This is a genomic window from Ancylobacter dichloromethanicus (assembly GCF_018390645.1).
In the GTDB taxonomy this organism is placed as follows: Bacteria; Pseudomonadota; Alphaproteobacteria; order Rhizobiales; family Xanthobacteraceae; genus Ancylobacter; species Ancylobacter dichloromethanicus.
Window position 1 is genome coordinate 1 of the sequence record NZ_JAHBGC010000021.1, and the last position, 18,549, is coordinate 18,549.

General features: G+C 61.9%; 17 protein-coding genes and 3 pseudogenes. 6 read left to right on the plus strand and 14 right to left on the minus strand.

What is annotated here, in order from left to right; translation table 11 throughout:
• Window positions 1–33: 33 nt before the first annotated feature.
• The 6 genes and pseudogenes from KHC23_RS13775 to KHC23_RS13800 all read right to left on the minus strand — a co-directional run bounded on the left by KHC23_RS13775 (window position 34) and on the right by KHC23_RS13800 (window position 5,186).
• Window positions 34–411 carry a glutathione S-transferase C-terminal domain-containing protein gene (locus KHC23_RS13775; protein ID WP_050983372.1) on the minus strand — a complete coding sequence of 126 codons (378 nt, stop codon included), beginning with the start codon at window positions 409–411 and terminating at the stop codon, window positions 34–36.
• Window positions 412–466: 55 nt separating this feature from the next.
• Window positions 467–1,749, minus strand: a pseudogene (locus KHC23_RS13780) (IS256-like element ISMdi13 family transposase).
• Window positions 1,722–2,111 carry a glutathione S-transferase N-terminal domain-containing protein gene (locus KHC23_RS13785; RefSeq protein ID WP_080579882.1) on the minus strand — a complete coding sequence of 130 codons (390 nt, stop codon included), beginning with the start codon at window positions 2,109–2,111 and terminating at the stop codon, window positions 1,722–1,724. Before KHC23_RS13785 ends, KHC23_RS13780 begins: the two are co-directional and overlap by 28 nt.
• Before the next feature lie 168 nt (window positions 2,112–2,279).
• Window positions 2,280–3,197 (minus strand): carbon-nitrogen hydrolase family protein, encoded by a 918-nt coding sequence (locus KHC23_RS13790; protein WP_015822495.1) that lies wholly within the window; start codon window positions 3,195–3,197, stop codon window positions 2,280–2,282.
• 127 nt (window positions 3,198–3,324) lie between these two features.
• Window positions 3,325–4,038: a glutathione S-transferase N-terminal domain-containing protein gene (locus tag KHC23_RS13795; protein ID WP_015822496.1), complete on the minus strand. Its 714-nt coding sequence runs from the start codon at window positions 4,036–4,038 to the stop codon at window positions 3,325–3,327.
• Complete coding sequence (locus KHC23_RS13800; RefSeq protein WP_015822497.1) at window positions 4,035–5,186, minus strand: CaiB/BaiF CoA transferase family protein; 1,152 nt, start codon at window positions 5,184–5,186, stop codon at window positions 4,035–4,037. Before KHC23_RS13800 ends, KHC23_RS13795 begins: the two co-directional genes overlap by 4 nt.
• A gap of 308 nt (window positions 5,187–5,494) precedes the next feature.
• On the opposite strand from KHC23_RS13800, the gene nrtS reads away from it, so the two are divergent.
• On the plus strand, window positions 5,495–5,827 hold the full coding sequence (nrtS, locus tag KHC23_RS13805) for a nitrate/nitrite transporter NrtS (RefSeq protein ID WP_173390158.1): 333 nt from the start codon (window positions 5,495–5,497) through the stop codon (window positions 5,825–5,827).
• Here the strand turns inward: nrtS and KHC23_RS13810 are convergent.
• The gene (locus KHC23_RS13810; RefSeq protein WP_046847893.1) at window positions 5,736–5,942 is read right to left on the minus strand and encodes a hypothetical protein; all 207 of its coding nucleotides are present in this window, start codon (window positions 5,940–5,942) and stop codon (window positions 5,736–5,738) included. The two genes, nrtS and KHC23_RS13810, sit on opposite strands and share 92 nt — an antisense overlap.
• A 351-nt stretch (window positions 5,943–6,293) precedes the next feature.
• Between KHC23_RS13810 and KHC23_RS13815 the strand changes: the two genes are divergently transcribed.
• Window positions 6,294–7,463, plus strand: a complete 1,170-nt coding sequence (locus KHC23_RS13815) for a hypothetical protein (RefSeq protein WP_015822499.1) — start codon at window positions 6,294–6,296, stop codon at window positions 7,461–7,463.
• Window positions 7,464–8,414: 951 nt separating this feature from the next.
• On the opposite strand, the gene KHC23_RS13820 is transcribed toward KHC23_RS13815, so the two are convergent.
• The 5 genes and pseudogenes from KHC23_RS13820 to KHC23_RS24410 form a co-directional block, all read right to left on the minus strand.
• The gene (locus tag KHC23_RS13820) at window positions 8,415–9,677 is read right to left on the minus strand and encodes an adenosylmethionine--8-amino-7-oxononanoate transaminase (RefSeq protein WP_246544601.1); all 1,263 of its coding nucleotides are present in this window, start codon (window positions 9,675–9,677) and stop codon (window positions 8,415–8,417) included.
• A pseudogene (gene bioD / locus KHC23_RS13825) lies at window positions 9,677–10,114 on the minus strand (ATP-dependent dethiobiotin synthetase BioD); the annotation flags it as partial. The pseudogene bioD and the gene KHC23_RS13820, both read right to left, overlap by 1 nt.
• On the minus strand, window positions 10,074–10,520 hold the full coding sequence (locus tag KHC23_RS24405; protein WP_246544602.1) for an amidohydrolase family protein: 447 nt from the start codon (window positions 10,518–10,520) through the stop codon (window positions 10,074–10,076). The pseudogene bioD and the gene KHC23_RS24405, both read right to left, overlap by 41 nt.
• 47 nt (window positions 10,521–10,567) lie before the next feature.
• Window positions 10,568–11,143 carry a hypothetical protein gene (locus tag KHC23_RS13830; protein WP_213373258.1) on the minus strand — a complete coding sequence of 192 codons (576 nt, stop codon included), beginning with the start codon at window positions 11,141–11,143 and terminating at the stop codon, window positions 10,568–10,570.
• A 281-nt stretch (window positions 11,144–11,424) separates the two neighbouring features.
• A pseudogene (locus KHC23_RS24410) lies at window positions 11,425–11,549 on the minus strand (SUMF1/EgtB/PvdO family nonheme iron enzyme); the annotation flags it as partial.
• A gap of 405 nt (window positions 11,550–11,954) precedes the next feature.
• On the opposite strand from KHC23_RS24410, the gene KHC23_RS13840 reads away from it, so the two are divergent.
• Window positions 11,955–12,746 carry an enoyl-CoA hydratase/isomerase family protein gene (locus KHC23_RS13840; RefSeq protein ID WP_213373259.1) on the plus strand — a complete coding sequence of 264 codons (792 nt, stop codon included), beginning with the start codon at window positions 11,955–11,957 and terminating at the stop codon, window positions 12,744–12,746.
• 23 nt (window positions 12,747–12,769) lie between these two features.
• Here the strand turns inward: KHC23_RS13840 and KHC23_RS13845 are convergent, their stop codons facing one another.
• Complete coding sequence (locus tag KHC23_RS13845) at window positions 12,770–13,561, minus strand: enoyl-CoA hydratase-related protein (protein WP_213373260.1); 792 nt, start codon at window positions 13,559–13,561, stop codon at window positions 12,770–12,772.
• A 190-nt stretch (window positions 13,562–13,751) separates the two neighbouring features.
• Between KHC23_RS13845 and KHC23_RS13850 the strand changes: the two genes are divergently transcribed.
• A complete protein-coding gene (locus tag KHC23_RS13850) occupies window positions 13,752–14,939 on the plus strand; it encodes an MFS transporter (protein ID WP_213373261.1) in 1,188 nt (395 codons plus the stop codon).
• 198 nt (window positions 14,940–15,137) lie between these two features.
• On the plus strand, window positions 15,138–16,196 hold the full coding sequence (locus KHC23_RS13855) for an aminopeptidase (protein WP_213373262.1): 1,059 nt from the start codon (window positions 15,138–15,140) through the stop codon (window positions 16,194–16,196).
• A 21-nt stretch (window positions 16,197–16,217) separates the two neighbouring features.
• Here KHC23_RS13855 and KHC23_RS13860 read toward each other — a convergent pair whose 3' ends face one another.
• On the minus strand, window positions 16,218–17,036 hold the full coding sequence (locus KHC23_RS13860) for a GntR family transcriptional regulator (protein WP_246544603.1): 819 nt from the start codon (window positions 17,034–17,036) through the stop codon (window positions 16,218–16,220).
• A gap of 464 nt (window positions 17,037–17,500) precedes the next feature.
• On the opposite strand from KHC23_RS13860, the gene KHC23_RS13865 reads away from it, so the two are divergent.
• Window positions 17,501–18,541, plus strand: a complete 1,041-nt coding sequence (locus KHC23_RS13865) for an ABC transporter substrate-binding protein (RefSeq protein ID WP_213373264.1) — start codon at window positions 17,501–17,503, stop codon at window positions 18,539–18,541.
• The last annotated feature ends 8 nt before the right edge of the window (window positions 18,542–18,549 follow it).

Here is an 18,549-nt window from a genome sequence, read left to right on the forward strand (position 1 = left end):
TGATCACCCCGGAGACTACGCCAACCTCAATTCCTACCAACTCCGCGACGGCACCGCCGTCAATCCGGCGATCCAGTGCTCGGCATAGTAGGCCTTTACACGCGCATCGTTCATGACCCGCTCGCTATGCTCGACGAGCGCCGGCGCCATGCGCTCCGTAAGATCCATTGGAACATGATCCAGGACTCCAGATGTAAGTTGCCGAATCAACATTAGCACCTTCAGATCCGCGACCGACAACCGGTCTCCAGCGAAATAGCGTCCGCCATGCGCCTCGAGCCGTTGTCCAAGTCGGGTGAGGTAGAACGGGATTGGGCCGTCAACAAGCGCCTTTCGCCGCGTCTTCTTTTCGTTCTCCGGGAGCAATACGGTCGCTGCGATTTGACTGGTAATATCCTCCACCGCACCCATCGCTTCATCGCATAGCGCCGGAGCTATCGCCAATTTTTGGTGACGGCCTGACCGGTCAGGCGGCGGCGGTTATGGGCTGGCGGTCATTCGGTTTGGCGATGACCTCGATCCCGTCGTTGAATGTCACACCGAGAACGAGTTTTGGCAACTGGTTGTGGCCATCGAGACGACGCCAGCTTTTCTGCGCGGCCTCGAGCAGTTTGAAGACCATCGCGAGCGCCGTCCTGTTGGACAGGCACCCCTTCGATCGGATCGTGCGGTGGCGCACGGTAGCGAAGGTGCTTTCAATGGGATTGGTCGTCCGCAGGTGTTTCCAGTGCTCGGCCGGGAAGTCGTAGAACGCCAGTAGCGTGTCCCGGTCCTTGCTCAGGCAGTCGGCCGCCTTCTCGTATTTGGGCGTGTAGCTCTCGATGAAGGCGTCGAACGCCAGCTCGGCGGCGGCCTTGGTTTCGGCCATCCAGATCTCCTGCAGTGCGCGTTTGGCCTTCGGCTGCTGGCTCTTCGGCAACTTGGCGAGCACGTTCGCGGTCTTGTGCACCCAACAGCGCTGCTCGCGCGTTTTCGGCCAGACCTCACCGGCGGCCTTCCAGAACCCGAGCGCGCCATCGGCGATGGCGAGCTGCGGCGGCACGTCGAGCCCGCGCCGCTTCAGGTCGAGCAGCAGATCGCGCCAGTCCTGCGCGCTCTCGCGGGCACCATCGGTGAAGCCGACCAGTTCCTTGCGGCCTTCCGGCGTCGCGCCGATCAGCACCAGGATGCACTGCTTTTCGTCTTCGAGGCGCGCCTGGAGATGGATGCCATCGGCCCAGATGTAGACGTAGCGCTTCACCGACAGATCGCGCTTCTGCCACGCGGTGTGCTCGTCGAGCCAGCCGTCCTTCAGGCGGCCGATGGCGGATGCTGACAACCCGACAGCATCCTTGCCGAGCAGCGCCGCCAGCGCCTCGGAGAAGTCGCCGGTCGAGATACCCTTCAGGTAAAGGATCGGCAGCAGCGTCTCGATCGACTTCGACCGGCGCATGTAGGGCGGCAGGTCGACGGAGAGAACCGGATGCGGTCGGGATCGGCGGCGTCCGCCTCGCGATCGCGTACACGCGGCTGGCGGACGGCGACCGGACCAATACCGGTCATCACCTCGCGTTCCGGCAGGTGACCGTGGCGCACGACGCGCTGGTGGCCGTCCGCGGTCTTCAAATCGGCATGCTTGCCGAGAAAGTCCGCGACCTCGGCCTCGACCGCCTGGGCCAACAGAGCACGCGCCCCATTGCGCAAGATTTCGGTGAGTTGATCGTCGACGTTTCCTGGCTGAATCAGCTTGATGATGTTATCTTTGGACACGGCATATCGCTCCTTCGGTGGAGAAGTGGAGGCGTCAAGCACCCCCACGATATGCCGCCTTCCCGATTCCCGCCGTCACCAACTTTCAGCGATAGCTCTAGCGCCGCTGCCCAAAGGTCTGAAGGGTAGAGATCGACGAGCCTGCCCACATATCTATTGATGGCATTTGACTGCGCCAAGGTCTGTCCGTCTACTTCGAGAACAGGCAGAGAGCCAAAGGGCGTATCTGCCTTCCGCCGCTCCCAGTCGGCAAAGGACACGCGGTCATCTTCGAACGCGATCCCTCCAACTGAGAGCGCCAGTCTTGCAGGCTCACCGCGCCCGCCGTGAAAGTCAAAGTAAGTCAGCTTCAATTTGGGCATGACCTGGTCTCTCTATGGCTGCCTTCTTGCAACCGATGGACATCGCCTTCTTTGGTGTCGCTTCGTCACTTACTTGCCTGGGAAGATCACGCTTGGAGATAAGCCCCACCAATGGCGCACGCTGCTAAGCGCTACGAGCTTTGCCGATCGACCCATAAACCACTCGCGCTAATCGCTTGGATTATATCGATCACGGTTGACTTTCAGACGAAGGACGTCGTCTCGGCTGTAGTGACCGGCAGGATCGAGTTTGAGGTGTTCGCCCATGACGATTTCCACATCGATGTCCGCATACAAAATCTTCTCCTCACCGATAACGGGTCCCGCGATTATCAAGCCGCCAGGTGCAACAATCATTGAGCCGCCGTCGTTTATTACGCGTCTATCTGTGACGATATGTTCTCTGAGTGGAAACGCGTCAGGTATGTCGGTAGCGCGCAGCAAGCCAGAGGCCGAGATCACATAGACTCGGCCCTCCATTGCGATGAACTGTGAGATGTTTTCGGTCACGACTAGGTCTCCGGGCCAGACAGCGACGTGCAGTTGCTCGCCCTGGGCGTACAAGGCTTGGCGCGCAAGCGGCAACCAGTTCTCGTAACAGTTTAGAGCGCCAGCCCTTAGTCCCTTGAAGTCGTGAACCTCAAGCCCACGACCGTCGCCGTCGCTCCAGATCAAACGCTCGTGGAATGTGGGTTTGAGCTTGCGATGCACCCCGACAATTCCCTTGTCGGGGTGGATAGCAGCGAGCGAGGCGTAGACCGAGCCACCAGAGGCCGTCCGTTCAAGGAAACCGACGTATACAAACACGCCGAGCTTTGCGGACTCGCTCCAGATCGCCGCCAGTTCAGGTCCGTTGGCAGCAATGGCGCTGCGCAGATAGGCGATGTGGCCGACCTTCAGCAGCGCGTCGTTCGCAGCGATCGACGGAACCCGTAGCCAGGAAGGGTATCCGGCAATGAACACCTCTGGAAAGGCGATCAGCTCCGCACCGCCACTTGCAGCCTGACGCAAAAACTCCAAGGCTCTGTCCGTCGTCGCAGCCGAGTCGAGAAACACCGGCGCCGCCTGAATAGCCGCAACTCTCATTGTGCTTTCCGCCTCCGGAGAAGTCCTGCCTAGGTGATAGTTCTTCTCCAGAGTGTCATGGCTGACGCGAGACATCTCCTACCCGCGCCACTGGTGACCCACCGTGCTTCACCAGCATCTGTCATTCTCATTGGCGGCCGGTCGATCTTGGCGCGAGGTGCTGTGCAGTTTGGTTAAAGAGGTGGGGATGAGTGCTCGCGTTTACCGTTTTGGTAAACTGGGCCTCCTTGAGAAGATCGACCGCCCGTCTGACCGCTGGCCGACTCTTGATCTTGGTCCGCCAAGCAGCCACTGCCGGAAACGCAGCCAAATCGATCCCTAAGCTCTTCGCTATAAAGATCCACGGAAATGTCATCATGTCGGCAATTGAATACTCTCCGAGGATGTAGTCTCCCCTCGACAGACGCGTCTCGAGGACGCGGATGCAGCGTTCGTACTCTCCACGATATCGATTTAGCGCGTAATCGAAGCGCTCGGGCGCGTAATTCACAAAGTGGCTCAGCTGTCCTGCCATTGGTCCGAGATTGGCCGATTGCCAAAATAGCCACTCATTACGCTCCTTGCTGCGCAATGAGGGCTCCCCCCCAAAAAGACCTGTCGCCTCGAAGAGATAGAGGAGGATGGCGCCGCTTTCGAACACGGTCACAGGCTGAATGCCTGTGCTATGGTCAACAATCGCTGGAATCCTTGCATTCGGACTGATTGCCAGAAAGCTCTCGGCAAACTGATCCCCGTTAGTAGGCAGGCTCAGAAGCACGGTTCGGTAATCGAGGCCGCACTCCTCAAGCATGATCGCGACTTTCCAGCCGTTTGGTGTCGGAGCGTAATAGAAATCTATCATTTCGCAGGCTCACAAGCCTTGGTATCGCCGAGAATCAAAGCGGTGTGCTCACCGAGCGCCGGCGCCGGTGATGGTAGAGATGTCGGCGTACCAAGAAACTGGGCTGGCGTCCGCGCTTGTCTTAAGCGGCCGGCGACGGGATGATCATATTCGATGAGTGTTTTGTTGGCCGCGATCTGGGGGTGATGCCGCATCTCGGTTCGCGTCAACGCTGGTGCACAAGGTACCCCCGCAGCCTCGAGACGCGCGAGAAGCTCGTCCCTTTTGAATCCGGCCACGATGGATTGTGTAAGTGTCAGCCTGGCTTCCCGGTTGACCTCTCGAAGCTCGGCATCCGCGAATCGCGGATCCAACAATATGTCTGGGCGGCCAGTCGCTCTCGCCAAGCCTTCCCAGTCTTTGTCTTGCATCACAGAGATGCTCAGAAAGCCATCCGCAGCGCCATAAATGAGATCCAAAAAGGACTGCGCCTCTTCGCGATGCAGCTCGTCGTTTACAAAGGTATGCCCGTTCATGTCAGACCCCCAGAGGAAGGCGACAACGGTATCCAACATTGAAAGTCTGATCTCTTGTCCGACGCCTGAACGCTCGCGTGCTAAGAGGGCCGCGACAATAGCCTGACTAGTTTGAATTGCGGTCAGCTTGTCCGGCAAGATTGTGCGGATCAGCCTCGGGCGGTCTTCGTCAGAACCGGCCTGCACTGTTGCCAAGGACGAGACCGCCTGGACCAGGGGATCGTATGTGGGTTTGTCGGCGAGTGGGCCTTCGAAGCCAAATCCAACAATCGATGTGTAGATAAGGCGAGGATTGGAGGAACAGAGGGCGTTGGAACCGAGACCCAGCCGCTCCGCGACGCCGGGCCTAAAATTTTGAACGAAGACGTCCGCATCTGCCACAAGTTGCTTTACTGCGTTCAGGCCAGATGGGTCCTTTAGATCAATCACAACCGATTTCTTGCCGCGGTTGTTGTTCAGATAGGACGCTGAAAGCCCGCCGCGCCTTGTTGAGAGTTGTCGGGTGTAGTCGCCCTCCGGCCGCTCAACTTTGATGACCGTGGCTCCCTGATCAGCGAGAATCATTGTCGCCATCGGACCCGAGATCACCGTCGTCAGGTCTATGACTCGTACGCCTTCAAGTGGGCCTGGCATGCAATCCTGTCCTCCCCCAGACTCGGCCGGCCCTGACTTTAGCTCTCCAGACAGGGCCGCCCCAGCAGCGCAACGCCCGAATGATCCGCCGATCACCCGTGTCGACATCAATGTACAATACTCATAGAGAGTTGTATAGATTTTTATAAGAGATGTGAAGTCGGTGAAGGTGCCTCGACTTGCCCCTCCGGCAGCAGTGTCCAAATGCCAACCGAAAAGCCTTGGTGGAAGCGAAATCCGCTCGGCTCGTGACGTCTTTACCTGCTAGCCCGACCGGCGGGCAATAAACGGGGGATACGGCAATTAAAATGGCTCTAACTCATTCGCGAAGGCGCCCGACTGTCAGGCGGGCAATCTTCGTTTCGCTGGTGGTGGGAACGGTTCTCAACCTTATCAACCACTATGACGTATTTCTCACACAGACTTTGAGCTCATCGGTTCTGGTACAGATGGGCCTGACCTATCTCGTTCCGTATCTGGTTTCGACTTACAGCCAGGTCGCAGCCATTATGGAGGCCCATCAGGGTGGCTGGGGGTCTCCCCCAGCCGTCACTGATAGGGCGCCTGCCTCTTCAGGCGTCCAGGTTGCCTCACCTTTAGGGCCCCTGAATACGTTGCACAACTCTGGGCACCCAAGCTGAGCGGGTCGCCGAGGTTCTCGCCGCTATCATGTTCGAACAAGGGTGCCAGTCGTTCTTGGCATTCGGCCAGCACGCGCTCGCACCAGGCTTCCGGGCTGCCGTCCTTGTCGAACATGTCGCTTTTCACGACGGTCAGCAATTTTCCGCGGAGCTCGTTGGTGTCGTAGCTATATCCATCCAGCGAGGCCGTCCGCCAGTTCAGGTCCCGCGTGGCCGCCCCGATCGCGAGCGTAGCGAGCTTGACCTGTTTCCAATCCAGCCCGTCGACGTGCAGCAGGCGCCATGCGTCGTAGAGATTGTAAATCGGCGCGGGGTCTGGACGCCGATCTGCGCTGTAACGTCCTGATTTACTTCATATCAGCGGGGCGCATTGCCTCATCAATAATGTTACCGGAGAACTGATCGTCAGGAGTGGGGCGGCGATACCGAATCGGATCGGTATCGCCGATGGCAGGATGGAATCAGCATGGGTACGCGGCGCGAGATCACGGCGGCGGTGGTGGACCGCTATCGATCAGCGGGGCGGATGGATAAGGGGCGCATTCTCGACGAACTTTGCGCGGTGACGGGCTGGCATCGCAAGCATGCGGTTCGGGCGCTGGCCAGTCATGTCGGAATTTCGCCGGAGGCCCGGCGGCAGCGAAGCCCGACCTATGGCGCTCCTATCAAGGATGACAGCGCGTTCATGAACGATGTCGTCGTGCCCTGGTGTCGCGCGCAAAAAATCGAGGTGACGCGTTCGCGCGCCTATAAGAAGAATGATCAAGCTTTCGTCGAGCAGAAGAACGGCGCGGTCGTCCGACGGCTTGTGGGATACGGTCGCTTCGATGGCGGCGAGACGACGCGTGTGCTGGAACGTTTGTATGCTGCATCTCGGCTGCACACCAACTTCTTCCAGCCGTCCTTTAAGCTAAAGTACAAGCGACGCGAAGGCGCAAAAGTGATCAAGCGTTATCATGTTCCGGCCACGCCCTATGAGCGCGCACTAGCGCACCCGAAATTGAGCAGGGCCGTCAAGCGGCGTCTTCGAGAGATTTATCGCACGCTCGATCCTGTGGCTCTGCTGGCTGAGATGAGGGACGCTCAGGCGGAGCCTGGCACGCGCGTCGGCGCCCGCGCGAGTAAGCTCGCGGCAGTAGCCAGCCTACCGGCACCGACAACGAACGCAGCAGCGTTCGCGAAGAGGCTTGGCAATGATGTGCATCTGGGGGAGCAGCGCATCATCCATCGGCGCATGCACAAGCCATATAAAAAGCGTGTCAGAATGCCATCGATTCTCGATCCGCACCGCGCTGACATCGAGCGCTGGCTGGCGGCCGAGCCTCGTCTGACCGCGCTGGCAATCCTCGGTCGCCTCGCCGAACATTCCCCCGAAAAGTTTGGGCCGCCGCAGCACACCATCGTGCAGCGCTTGTTGCGATCGCTCAGACGAAATGCAGCCGAGGTGATCGTCCCTCGCATGGCGGGGGGTACGGCACCGGCCGCCATTGGTGATCCCGGGACTGGGGGCGGCGCTGCGTGTGATGGGCACTCCGCGACGCCCCCAGTCCCTCCGATCCTGCGAGCAATGACGCAACCTCGGACCGGCCGACAGTCGGAACTATATCCGTCAAGCGAAAGTAACATTCTCAGGTGAGGCAATACGCGGGGTCAAGGTTCGGCGCCGATTCACACCGAGAACGAGCCGAACCCAACTCGAGCACTTTTGCGGCCTCCAAGGTGAATACTCAGGCTGAAGCCATTGCACCGACTTCGTCGCTCCTGGCGGGGCGCGAGACAGAGCTCGACGCGTTATTGCCCAGCCGTTTAAAGGAATTTAGCCGCAAGGGTACGACACCCTTGCGGATTTTATCTTCGTCCAGTCTTCTGGTAAGATATTGATATTATTCGCATAACATAGATTATGGAATATATTCCTAGAGGGTGATTGACGCGCATTGTATTCTCCCGAACGTTTCCTTTGAGAGCCGCCCGAGGAGACCCGTGATTTTGTGCGCCTGACTGCGCCGATCAAAACTAACTTGGGACAATGACCCACCGGATTATTTGGTGATCCATCCTGGAAGACGAATTTAACAAACAAACGAGCCAATTTAACAAACAACGAGCCAATTTGCCCCGCGACCTCGCAAGCCGAGCCGATCCATTTATCAAGAGGCGGTTGCTTGATCTCGCGGTCCCGTACGAAAAAAGACCAGCCAAAACCAGACCCTGCCGCCAGTATCGATTACCCCCCAAGCTGATGCCGACCACTAGAACGGCGGGGTGAGGCTGGCTAGCGCGGGGACACGCAACCATCTCAAATTGCTGTTTCGGGCGATAGGCATTTAAACAGACGACCGACATCTCGCCCTTTCTTGCCAAGATGTCCGGCGGGATCAGCGTTTTTTTGGAACCTCTGAACTCATGCTCTCTCCTCCGTGTCCTCGGTTTCATATTCGTTTATGAGACGATTGAACGAACTTGAACTCATCGAAGCAGCAGATTCACTATGAAGCAAGTTGCTCAGCGTCCATCGGCGATGACTGAGCTCGCCGCAAAAAACGTGGCAGCTGCGTTGCGACGAATTAACTCCCCCAATTCTCTTTCAAGCCAGCGTGTCAGCCGCATCGCTGATGGCGGCGTATATTTCCTCGAGGTCTGCCGCCGTGACGCAATAAGGCGGCATGACATAGATTGTGTTGCCAAGTGGACGCAGCAAAAGGTTTCGACTGTTAAAGAAGGCCTGAAGCTTCGGACCGATGCCGGCGAGGTACCCTCCATCGCGCACTTTTAGATCAAGTGCCGTAATCGTGCCGGTCCGCCGGACGTTTTTGAAACGCGCGTCGGCGCGGAATGGCCCAATTCCCTGTTCCTGCATCGCGACAACGGAAGCTACCCGCTCGCTAGATTCCTGATTTTGCCAAAGATCTAGGTTCGCCTTTGCGGCGGCACTCGCCACTGGATTCGCCGTATACGAACTCGAGTGAAAGAACGTGCGCGTACGATCTTTCGAATAGTGCGCGTCGAAAATGTCGGCGCGGCAGAGCGTTACTGCGAGCGGAAGCGACCCGCCCGTGAGACCTTTGGAATAGCAGGCGATATCCGGCGACACATCCGCCTGCTCGCAAGCGAATAATGTTCCCGTGCGGCCCCAACCGGTCATGACCTCGTCGGCGATGAATAGAACGTCAGAGGCCTCACAGATCCGCTTCATTTCTTTTAGCACCCAAGCAGGATACATCAGCATCCCGCCCGCACCCAAGATCAATGGCTCTACAATAAAGGCTGCCGGATTTTCAGTCCGGCATGCAATTTCGAGCGCATCGAGCGCCGCCTGCTCATGCCCGCCTGTCGGAAACGGGACTGAAGTAACATCGAACAGCAGTGGCTCGTACGCCGCGTTGAAGACGCCTCGCGCCCCAACCGACATCGTCCCCACCGTGTCGCCGTGATAGGAGTGCTGCATCACCACAATGCGCGTTCGTGGCTTGGCCATGTTATGCCAGTAGCCGAGTGCCATTTTTAGCGCTACTTCCACACTAGTCGAGCCGCTGTCGGAGAAGAACACGTAGTCGAGACCACGGGGCACAAGTTTCAAAAGCAGAGCAGCAACCTCTTCAGCCGGTTCGTGAGTGTGGCCGGCAAAAATAATCTGGTTGAGCTGTTCCGCCTGTTTCTGGATGGCGCTGACGATATTTGGATGGCAATGACCGTGGGTCACGACCCACCAGGATGCGATCGCATCGATGATACGATGGCCATCCGCGGTATAAAGATACGCGCCCTCTCCGCGCACAATTTTGGTCATCTCGTCCTGGAGCGCGTGCTGCGTGAATGGATGCCAGATCGGTGACTTCTTTTTTGACATCACAGATTGAAATCATCGCGGCGAAATGAGGTACTGAACGCGGCTCGCAGCGAGTTTGCCGTGAGAGGAGAAAGCCGGGGCAACCGACCGAGCCACCGGACCCTCCCGATCTCGCAAATAGCGCTCTCACTTTCAGAATTTCTTTCGCCAATGAATGCAATCCCGAGAATTTCGATCGTACGATTGCGCAACGCCTCGATCGACAGCAGCGAATGATTGATAGTGCCCAGCTCAGTGCGCGCACAAAGCACGATCGGCAGCTGCCATCGCGCAAAGATGTCAATATAAAGCGTGCTGCGACTAAGCGGCACCATCAGCCCACCCGTGCCCTCAATCACAAGTGGGCGCCCGCCGGTATCAGGCACATCGAGCGACACCGTGTCGATTTGAACTCCGTCAATTGCAGCGGCATGATAGGGCGAGGCGGGTGTTTCCAGGATAATGCCCGTTGGTCTGGCCGTTGATGAGCGCTCCCCGGAAGCCGAGTTGCCCGACGGCGCGCTCAAGTTCGGTCGCCGCCGCCTCAGCGTCCTGCATGGCGAGATGGGCGAAGCCGGCGTAGCGATCCGGCCGCTTCTGCACCTCGCGGGCAAGGAAATCATTGGCGTCGCGGGCGAGGCGGATGGCCTCTTGCGTATCGCTGACGCCCTGCACCCCCGGCGTGGTGACCGAGAGCACCATCAGCTCTATGCCGGTCCGGTCCATCATTTCGAGCCGCAACTGGTCGAAATCGGCCAGGCGGCGTTCGACATCGGCAAACAGCGCGTCGCTCTGCGTCGGTCTTGCCACATATTTCCCGAGCTCAGGGGTAGTGAAATGCTCTTCAAGCGCGATCTTGCGCATGTGCCGCTCCTCTGTGATTGCCGCTGTCGAATGACGCCGCCATCCGATTATGGCTTGGGAGCGGGGCACGCCTCGGCGGGCGATTTGGCGATCTTGAGCTGCTGCATCATGAATTCCGCATTGTTCTTGGAATCGGCGAGGAGGGCGCCCGACCAGTACGCGGTCTTGCAACTCGCCGCGCCGCAATCGCCGCCCGCGGTCTGCCATTCGCCGGTGCGCACCACGTCGCAGGCGCAGATCGCCTTGTCGGGATTGGCGGGATCGACGGTGCATATCTTGTTGAGGCACTGCGACCACGGCGTGCCGCTTTCGCAGCGCAGCCCCTTCTTGCCCTGCTCGAACTGGGTCAGCGCGAACTGGGAATAGACGGTGCGGACGCCCTCCGCGTCGGTGCTCGGCTTCACCGTGTCACAGGCGACGGTGGCGAGGTTCGGCCCCTCCTGCACATCGCACATGCAGATCGAGATATCGGGGTTTCCCGGCTGCGGAATGCAGGGCGCCGAGGTGCACAGGGCGAATTGCTGATCGCACAGATAGTTCTCCGCCGCCGCCGGCCGAGGCAAGCCGAGCGCGGCAGCGAGGGCCAAAAGGACAGGGACAAGACACAGCATCACGGCGCGCATGGAAGGCTCCTCGCGGTTCCATCGGTTATCGTCGGTCATCGCGGTGGGGTCGAAGGTTCGCCAAGCCGGCACCCGCGCGACCCTGGACCCCCGCGACCGATGTCGGGAACGCCGGTGTCCGGAGCCTTGAACATGACGCCGCCGCCAGTGATGAAAAGGCCGTCATCATGTTCAACGGTTTCCGACGCCTGCAGGTCGGCAATTAATGCGCAGCTTTCCTTTCAAGGTAAAGACACGCGATTTCCGGGGCGGCCCGGGTGGGCGCAGGCGCGCGCGCCCGGGCTCCCGTCGTGCCCGCCGCTGGCGGCGTACTCCCATTCCGCCTCGCTCGGCAGATCCTTGCCGCACCAGCGGGCGAAGGCGAGCACATCCGCGGGCATATATGGACCACTGGATGGTCCATCAGCCTGGATGAAGCTCCGCCGGCCGTTCGCGCGCGGCATCAAGTTACCGGGAAAAAGCGCGCTCGGCGCAATTGCGATCTCATCGTGCACCCTCCTCGCCAAACTGCCGCCGCGGCGCGCCATCGCTTGCGGTCTCCGGCGCGGGAGCGTCCCGGGTAGCGCAACGCGCGGCGTCGATTCGATGGCCGAAAGGAGGGCGCCCGCGCGCGAGAAGCTAAAACGTATTATGACTGTTTCGTATGTGACGACGGCTACTTAAGATCATGCGGCGGTGCATGAATGAAACGTTTACCGACCGCGATCTCGCATGGTAGCCTGCGGGTAACGGCTGGCTCGCCTGCCCGCCGCGCGGTTCGCGCGCGGGTGGCGAAGCGCCGGGAAACACAGCGAGCGAGGAACTGCAGTCAATGTCCGAGGAGTCGGCCTTCGAGTTCTTTCACCTTGTGACGAACGGCGGCGTCGCTGTTCTCACCATCGACCGCCCGCCGGTCAATGCGCTCTCGCGCGAGCTTTATGAGAGCCTGGACAGGGTCATCGACCATATCGAGGCGACCCCGGCGATCCGCGTCGTCGTCCTCGCCTGCAAGCCGGACGCGCGCGCCTGGGTGGGCGGCGGCGACCTGAAGGAATTCCTTTCCTTCACCGCCGAGACGCGGCGGGCGCGGCACGATTATGTCGAGGGGATCACCGACCGCTTCTACAATCTCTCCTGTCCGACCATCGCCGCCGTCACCAAGCCCGCCATCGGCGGCGGCATGGTGTTCGCCAGCTTCTGCGACATTGTCGTCGCGGCCGATACCGCCTTCTTCTCCATGCCGGAAGTCGACCGCAGCCTCACCGGCGGGGCGGGATCCTATTTCAACCGGCTCAACCTGCCGGTGAGCTTCATCCGCGAGATGATCCTGACCGGAAGGCGCCTCAGCGCGGCGGAGTTGCGCGACGTCGGCTTCCTGAACCATGTGCTGCCGGAAGCCGAGGTGCTGCCGAAGGCGATGGAACTCGCCGAACTGATCGCCGCGAAGAGTTCGACGGCGGTGCGCGCCATCAAGCAGAGCGCCAACCTCATCGACCGGATCGGCTGGGAGAAGGGGCGCGACGCGGCGCATGAGGTCAGCGCCGCGCGGCTCGTCGACGGGCCCGACTACAGGGAGGCCATCTCGGCCTTTCTCGAACGCCGCAAGCCCGTCTTCGATCACTGAGCCGGCGCGTCGCCGGCTCCGACTCATTCGCCGTGGAAGACCGGCTCGCGCTTCTCGGCGAAGGCGGCGATGGCTTCCTGCCGGTCGCGCGAGCGCGCGGTCGGCGCGTGCGCCACCAGTTCGAAGCGGAAGCCGGTGGCGAAATCGGTGTCGCTGGCGACGTCGAGGGCCTGCTTGGCCTGGCGGACGGCGAGCGGGGCGTTGGAGGCGATGCTGTGCGCGACCGCCAGCGTCTCCTTCAGAAGGTCGCTGGCGGGCACCACCTTGTTGACAAGTCCCCAGTCGAGCGCTTCCCCGGCCGAGAACATCGCGCCGGTCAGGATCATCTCCTTGGCCCGGCGGATGCCGCAGGCGCGCGGAATGGTCTGGGTCGCGCCGGCGCCCGGCGAGATGCCGCGGCGGACTTCGGGCAGCGAGAAGCGGGCCGCCTCGCTCGCATAGGCAAAGTCGACGGCGGCGACGATCTCGCAGCCGGCGCCGACCGCCGCGCCGTTCACGGCGGCGAGGATCGGGACGGGGGAATCGGCGATCTGGCGGATCAGCCGTTCCATCAGCGCGCGCTGGCGGCGCACCGCGGGCGGAGCCATGGTCGCTCGCTCCTTCATGTCGCCGCCGCCGCAGAAGATGCGCTCGCCCGCCCCGGTCAGGACGACGCAGCGCGTGGCACCGGCATCAACATACAGCTCCCACAGCCAGTGGTTCAGCTCTTCCGCCATGGCGAGGCTGATGGCATTGCCCGCGGCGGGACGGTTCAGCGTCAGCAACTGGACATGATCGAAGGTCTCGACCCGAAGGGTCTCATAGGGAGCCGACACGCGCTTTCTCCTGTTTGGTAAACGTTATACCGACTTAACCTGTCGTTACGCGACTGGCTAGCAAGTTGACAGCATGAAGGCGGCGTGCCTTAGGTGGAAAACGATAAATCAAGGCGTCGCCGGACGGTCGAACGATCCAGCGGCGTTTCCGGTGCGGGCCGCCCGCGCCGTCCGGTTCTGCGGAAGGTCAATGTCCCGTCACGGCCCGCTGGCGCTGCTGTTCGCCACCATGTACCCGCAGACCGTGATGTCGATGATGGTGCTGACGCCGCCGGTGGTGGCGGAGCAGGTGACCGCGGCCTTTGGCCTTCCCGCGGAAACGGCCGGGCTCTACGTGGCGGCGAGCTACGTCTTCGTCGCCATCGGCACGCTGTCCACCGCTTCGGTGATTCCGCGCATAGGGCCGCTGCGGCTGAGCTTCGCCTGTATCGCGGCCGGGGGCTGCGCGCTGGCGCTCTTCGGCCTCGGCTCGTTCGCCTTCGTCCTGCTGGCGACGGCTCTGATGGGGCTGTGCTACGGGCCGCTCACCCCGGCCGGCCAGCAGGCGATCGCCAATGGCGAGCCGATCGCCAATCTCGCGCTCTTCCTGTCGGTGCGGCAGACGGCGGTGCCGCTCGGCGGCATGCTTGCCGGGCTGATCGTGCCGGCGCTGGTGGTGCGGTCCGATCTGGAGACGGCGCTCTTCATCGTCGGCGGGACGGTCACGCTGTCCGGGCTGCTGGCGGGAGGGCTGCTCGGCATCGTGCGGCATGAGCGGCGCGAGCCGCGCCCGGTGGTGCGGGCGGGGTTCCTGGCGCCGCTGCGGCTGATGCTGGGGCACCGCGCGCTGCTGGCCATGTCCTTCGCGTCGACGATCTATGGCGCGCTGCAGCTCGTCGTCGGCTCGCTGCTGGTGGTGTTCGTGATGCGCGAACTCGGCCGCGACCTCGTCACCGCCGGCATGATGCTCGGCATCAGCCAGGCGGCGGCGGTGTGCGGGCGCATCGGCTGGGGCTTCATCGCCGACCGGATCGGGCGGCTGCGCGGCACGCTCGGCGCCATCGGGCTCGGCATGGCCGCCGCCTGCGTCATGGCCTGGGCGCTGGGTCCGGACACGCCGGACTGGGTCATCGCGCTGGTCGCCTTCCTGCTGGGCGGAACGACGAGCGGATGGAACGGCGTGTTCCTCGCCAGCCTGATGCAGGCGGTGCCGGCCTCGCAGGCCGGATTCGCGGCGAGCGGGGCGCTGCTGTTCTCCTATCTCGGCATCGTACTCGGCCCGCCAATCTTCGGCGGCATCGCCGCGCTGGCCGGCTTCCCCATCGCCTTCCTGCTGCTCGGCGCGCTCGCGCTGGGAGGCGCCGCGCTCTGCCTGATGCCGGCCTCGACCGCGAGATAGTCGACATTTAATCGCGTCCCAGACATCGAGGGGCTCCTTTTGTCGCCCCCCGAAGCGGCTTAGAGTCCTATAAGAAAGCCATAAACCGTTGGCCGACATGTCGTGCGGGGGTGAGCCCCTCTTGACCTCAATTATAAAAATGTCGACACTAATGCCATTGACGCCGTAGCGCGCTGCTCGGCAATCAGGAGAGAAAAAATGTCGGGAGTGAGTGGCCTGATGACGGGCACGCTGGAACATCTGCGCCGCCCGCTGGTGCGCAACATCAAGAAGGGCCAGCGCGTCCTGATCCTGTCGGACACCGAGCACGATCCGCGCGTCTGGCAGGCCATCATGACCATTCTGGCGGACATCGAGGCGGATGCGACGCTCTGCCTTTTCAGCCGCCGCCCCGCCGACTATTACGACCCGCCGGCCGCGGTGTGCGAGGCGATGATGAAGTCGGACGTCAACGTCCTGTGCTCGTCGACCGGCATGCTCCATTGCGCCGCCAGCCTGCGCTCCATGGAGGCGGGCATTCCCTCGATCTGCCTCGATGGCGGCATGCGGCTGGAGTGGCTGCAGTCCGGCGCCATCGCCGACGATATGAAGCAGATCGCCGTGCGCAAGCACTATGTCGGCAAGAACGTGTTCGGCGAGGGCGCCAAGACCTGCCGCGTGACGTCGCGCTACGGCACCGACTTCACCTACAGCGTTGAGAACATGGTCTGGATCCCGCCGCTGCCGGGCCCGGAATTCGATCCCTACAAGATCATCAACTTCCAGAAGGACGAGAACCGGCCGGCCGGCAAGCTCTATTACTATCTGTACCCGACCGGCGAGTTCAACGTCGCCCCGATCGAGGGCACGGCCAACGGCAAGCTGGTGATCGACCTCACCATGCACCACCTCGGCAAGCTTTCCTCGCCGATCGAACTGACGGTGGAGAACGGCCGGGTGGTGAAGATCGACGGCGGCGCGGATGCGCGCATCCTGCGCGACTTCCTCGCCACCTATGGTGACGACAACGCCTATATGTGCCCCGCCGAGGCGTCGGTGGGCGTCAACGCCAAGGCCGTCATCCGCGGCATCCAGCGCGAGGACAAGAACATCATGGGCACGATGCATTTCGGCCTCGGCACCAATGTCGATGTCGGCGGCTCGATCATGTCCAAGATCCACATGGACGGCGTCATCCTTGAGCCGACGCTCTATGTCGACGGCGTCAAGCGCATCGAGGACGGCCGGTTCCTGGTGCCGATCGAAGGCGAGGGCTGACGCGCCTGCGCCCGAAGGGGGCTACAGCGCCGCCGCGGCCGCCTGGCGCCGCCGGCGGCGCGAGCGCATCGGGGAGGGGATTCCGCCGTCGGCGTAGATCTGTTCCAGCACCGCCAGCGCGTGCAGGTGGTTGGAGCGGATGAGGACGTCGGCGAGCGGTGCGTCCTGCTCCTCCAGCGCGTTCATGAGCTGGACGTGGTGTGCCATGGATTTCTCGCGGCGTGTCGGCTGCGAGAGCGACAGCCGGCGCAGGCGAAGCGTGCGCAGCAGCAGCGAATCGAGGATGCGCTTGGCCGTGGCGTTGCGCGCGGCGATGGTGAGGCGGTTGTAGAATTCGACATTCGCCCAGAGATAGGCGGAGAGGTCGTGCGCGTCATGGGCGGCGCTGAGGCGCGCCAGCAATTCGCGCAGGGCCTGCATGTCCTCCGGCGTTCGCAGGGTCGCCGCGTCCGAGGCCACCGCGCCGAAGAGCACGGCACGCACGCGATAGATCTCGCGCACTTCCTCGATGTCCAGCACCGCGACATGCGGCCGGCGGCGCTGGGGGATGCGCACCAGTCCTTCCTTCTCCAGCAGCAGCAGCGCCTCGCGGATGGGCGTGCGGCTGGTCTCGTAGCGCTCGGCGAGTTCGACCGAGCTGAGGTCCTCCCCGCTCTGGCGGATGTTCTCGATGATCTCCGCGCCCACCTCGCAGGCGACGCGCGAGACCAGTGAAGGCCGGTCGTGATGCTCGGCGACGATGCGGCGCACCACCAGAACGGCGTTGAGGAAGGATTCGGGCTGGCTGGAGGGAGGCGTCGCGATCCAGGAATCGGCGCGCTCGAAGGTGGTCGTCGTCAAGGAAAGGGTCGCCTTCCGCCGCTTTGCCCGTCGCCGGCGTCGGCCGGGCTTCCGGAAGCAATCTACCGCCGCGCGGCCGATCCTGTCGACAGGATCGGCATTCCGTCCATTCGCGGCGGACTTCCGGGGAGGTTCCCGCGTGGATGGCATTCGGCCTGACGCGGCATGTCATGTCGACATAATTACCAGAAATCGCTTATCGGCGAACGCTTGGATCGCACCTGCCAAGTGGGCCTGTATGCCGCGATGCCTGGCAGAGAAGGCGCTTGAATCACGGAAAAGTACGGAGCATCAGCTAATTAGATGTACGCCGCGCCGGCGAGGCATGAAGGCTTGGCGCCAGATGACATCGCCGGGTGTTTGAGTGGCGGATAAAAATCTGTCGACACATATCTTGACGTCGCCCGTTCCGATCCGCTTCAATGCGCCGGCCAACGAAAAGAACATTCAAAGGGAGGAACGTCATGAATCGGTGCCTTTCCTATCTCCTCGGAGGAACGGTCCTGGCCGCGCTCGGCATCGCACCGGTCAGCGCGCAGGAATCGCTCGTGGTTGCGGCCTTCGGCGGCAAGCACGGCCAGACGCTGCAGAAATGCGTCATCGACACCTTCACCGCGAAGACCGGCATCAAGGTCACGGTGGATCAGGGCGTGTCGTCGGTCACCGTCGCGAAGCTGAAGCAGCAGAAGGGCAATCAGTCGCTCGACGTGATCTGGCTGGACGGCGAGGTCTCGCAGGCGGCGGAGTCGGAAGGTGTCTTCCAGGACATCGACCCGGCCAAGGTGCCCAACATCGCCAACATCATCCCGGAAGCGGTCCACAAGAACAAGGACGGCAAGATCACCGGGCTCGACGACTATTACTATTCGGTCGGCATTGTCTACAACGAGGACGAGGTGAAGGAGGCTCCCACCTCCTGGTTCGACCTGTGGAAGCCGGAATATGAGGGCCTGTCGACCTGGCCCTCCATGTCGGACGGTTCCGGCCCGCCCATGCTGGTCTATGTCTCGGAACTGCTCGGCGGCGGCATCGACAACCTGAAGCCCGGCGTCGAGAAGATGAAGGAGCTGGAGGTCGCCGCGTTCTACGACTCCGGCGGCAATGCCAGCAACATCCTCTCCCGCAAGGAAGCGATCATCGGCGTGCTGGACAGCGGCGCGGTCTGGTCGCTGGCGGACGCCAACCCGTTCAAGGTCGGCTTCGTCATCCCGAAGGAGGGCGGCCTCGCCTCGGGCACCCGGCTTCACCTCATCAAGCCGTCCGAGGCGGCCTATGCCTTCATCAACCACGCCCTGACCGCCGACGCGCAGAAATGCTTCGTCGAGAACTATTTCTACGGTCCCTCGGTCAAGGACATCTCGCTCAGCGAGAAGGCGAAGGCCCGCCTGCCCTGGGGGCCGAACGGTTCGATCAAGGATCTGCGCTTCTCCGATGCCATCGCGATCAACGAGCACCGGCAGGAGATCGTCGACGCCTGGAACCGCGACGTGCTCGGTCGCCAGTGAGCGTGCGG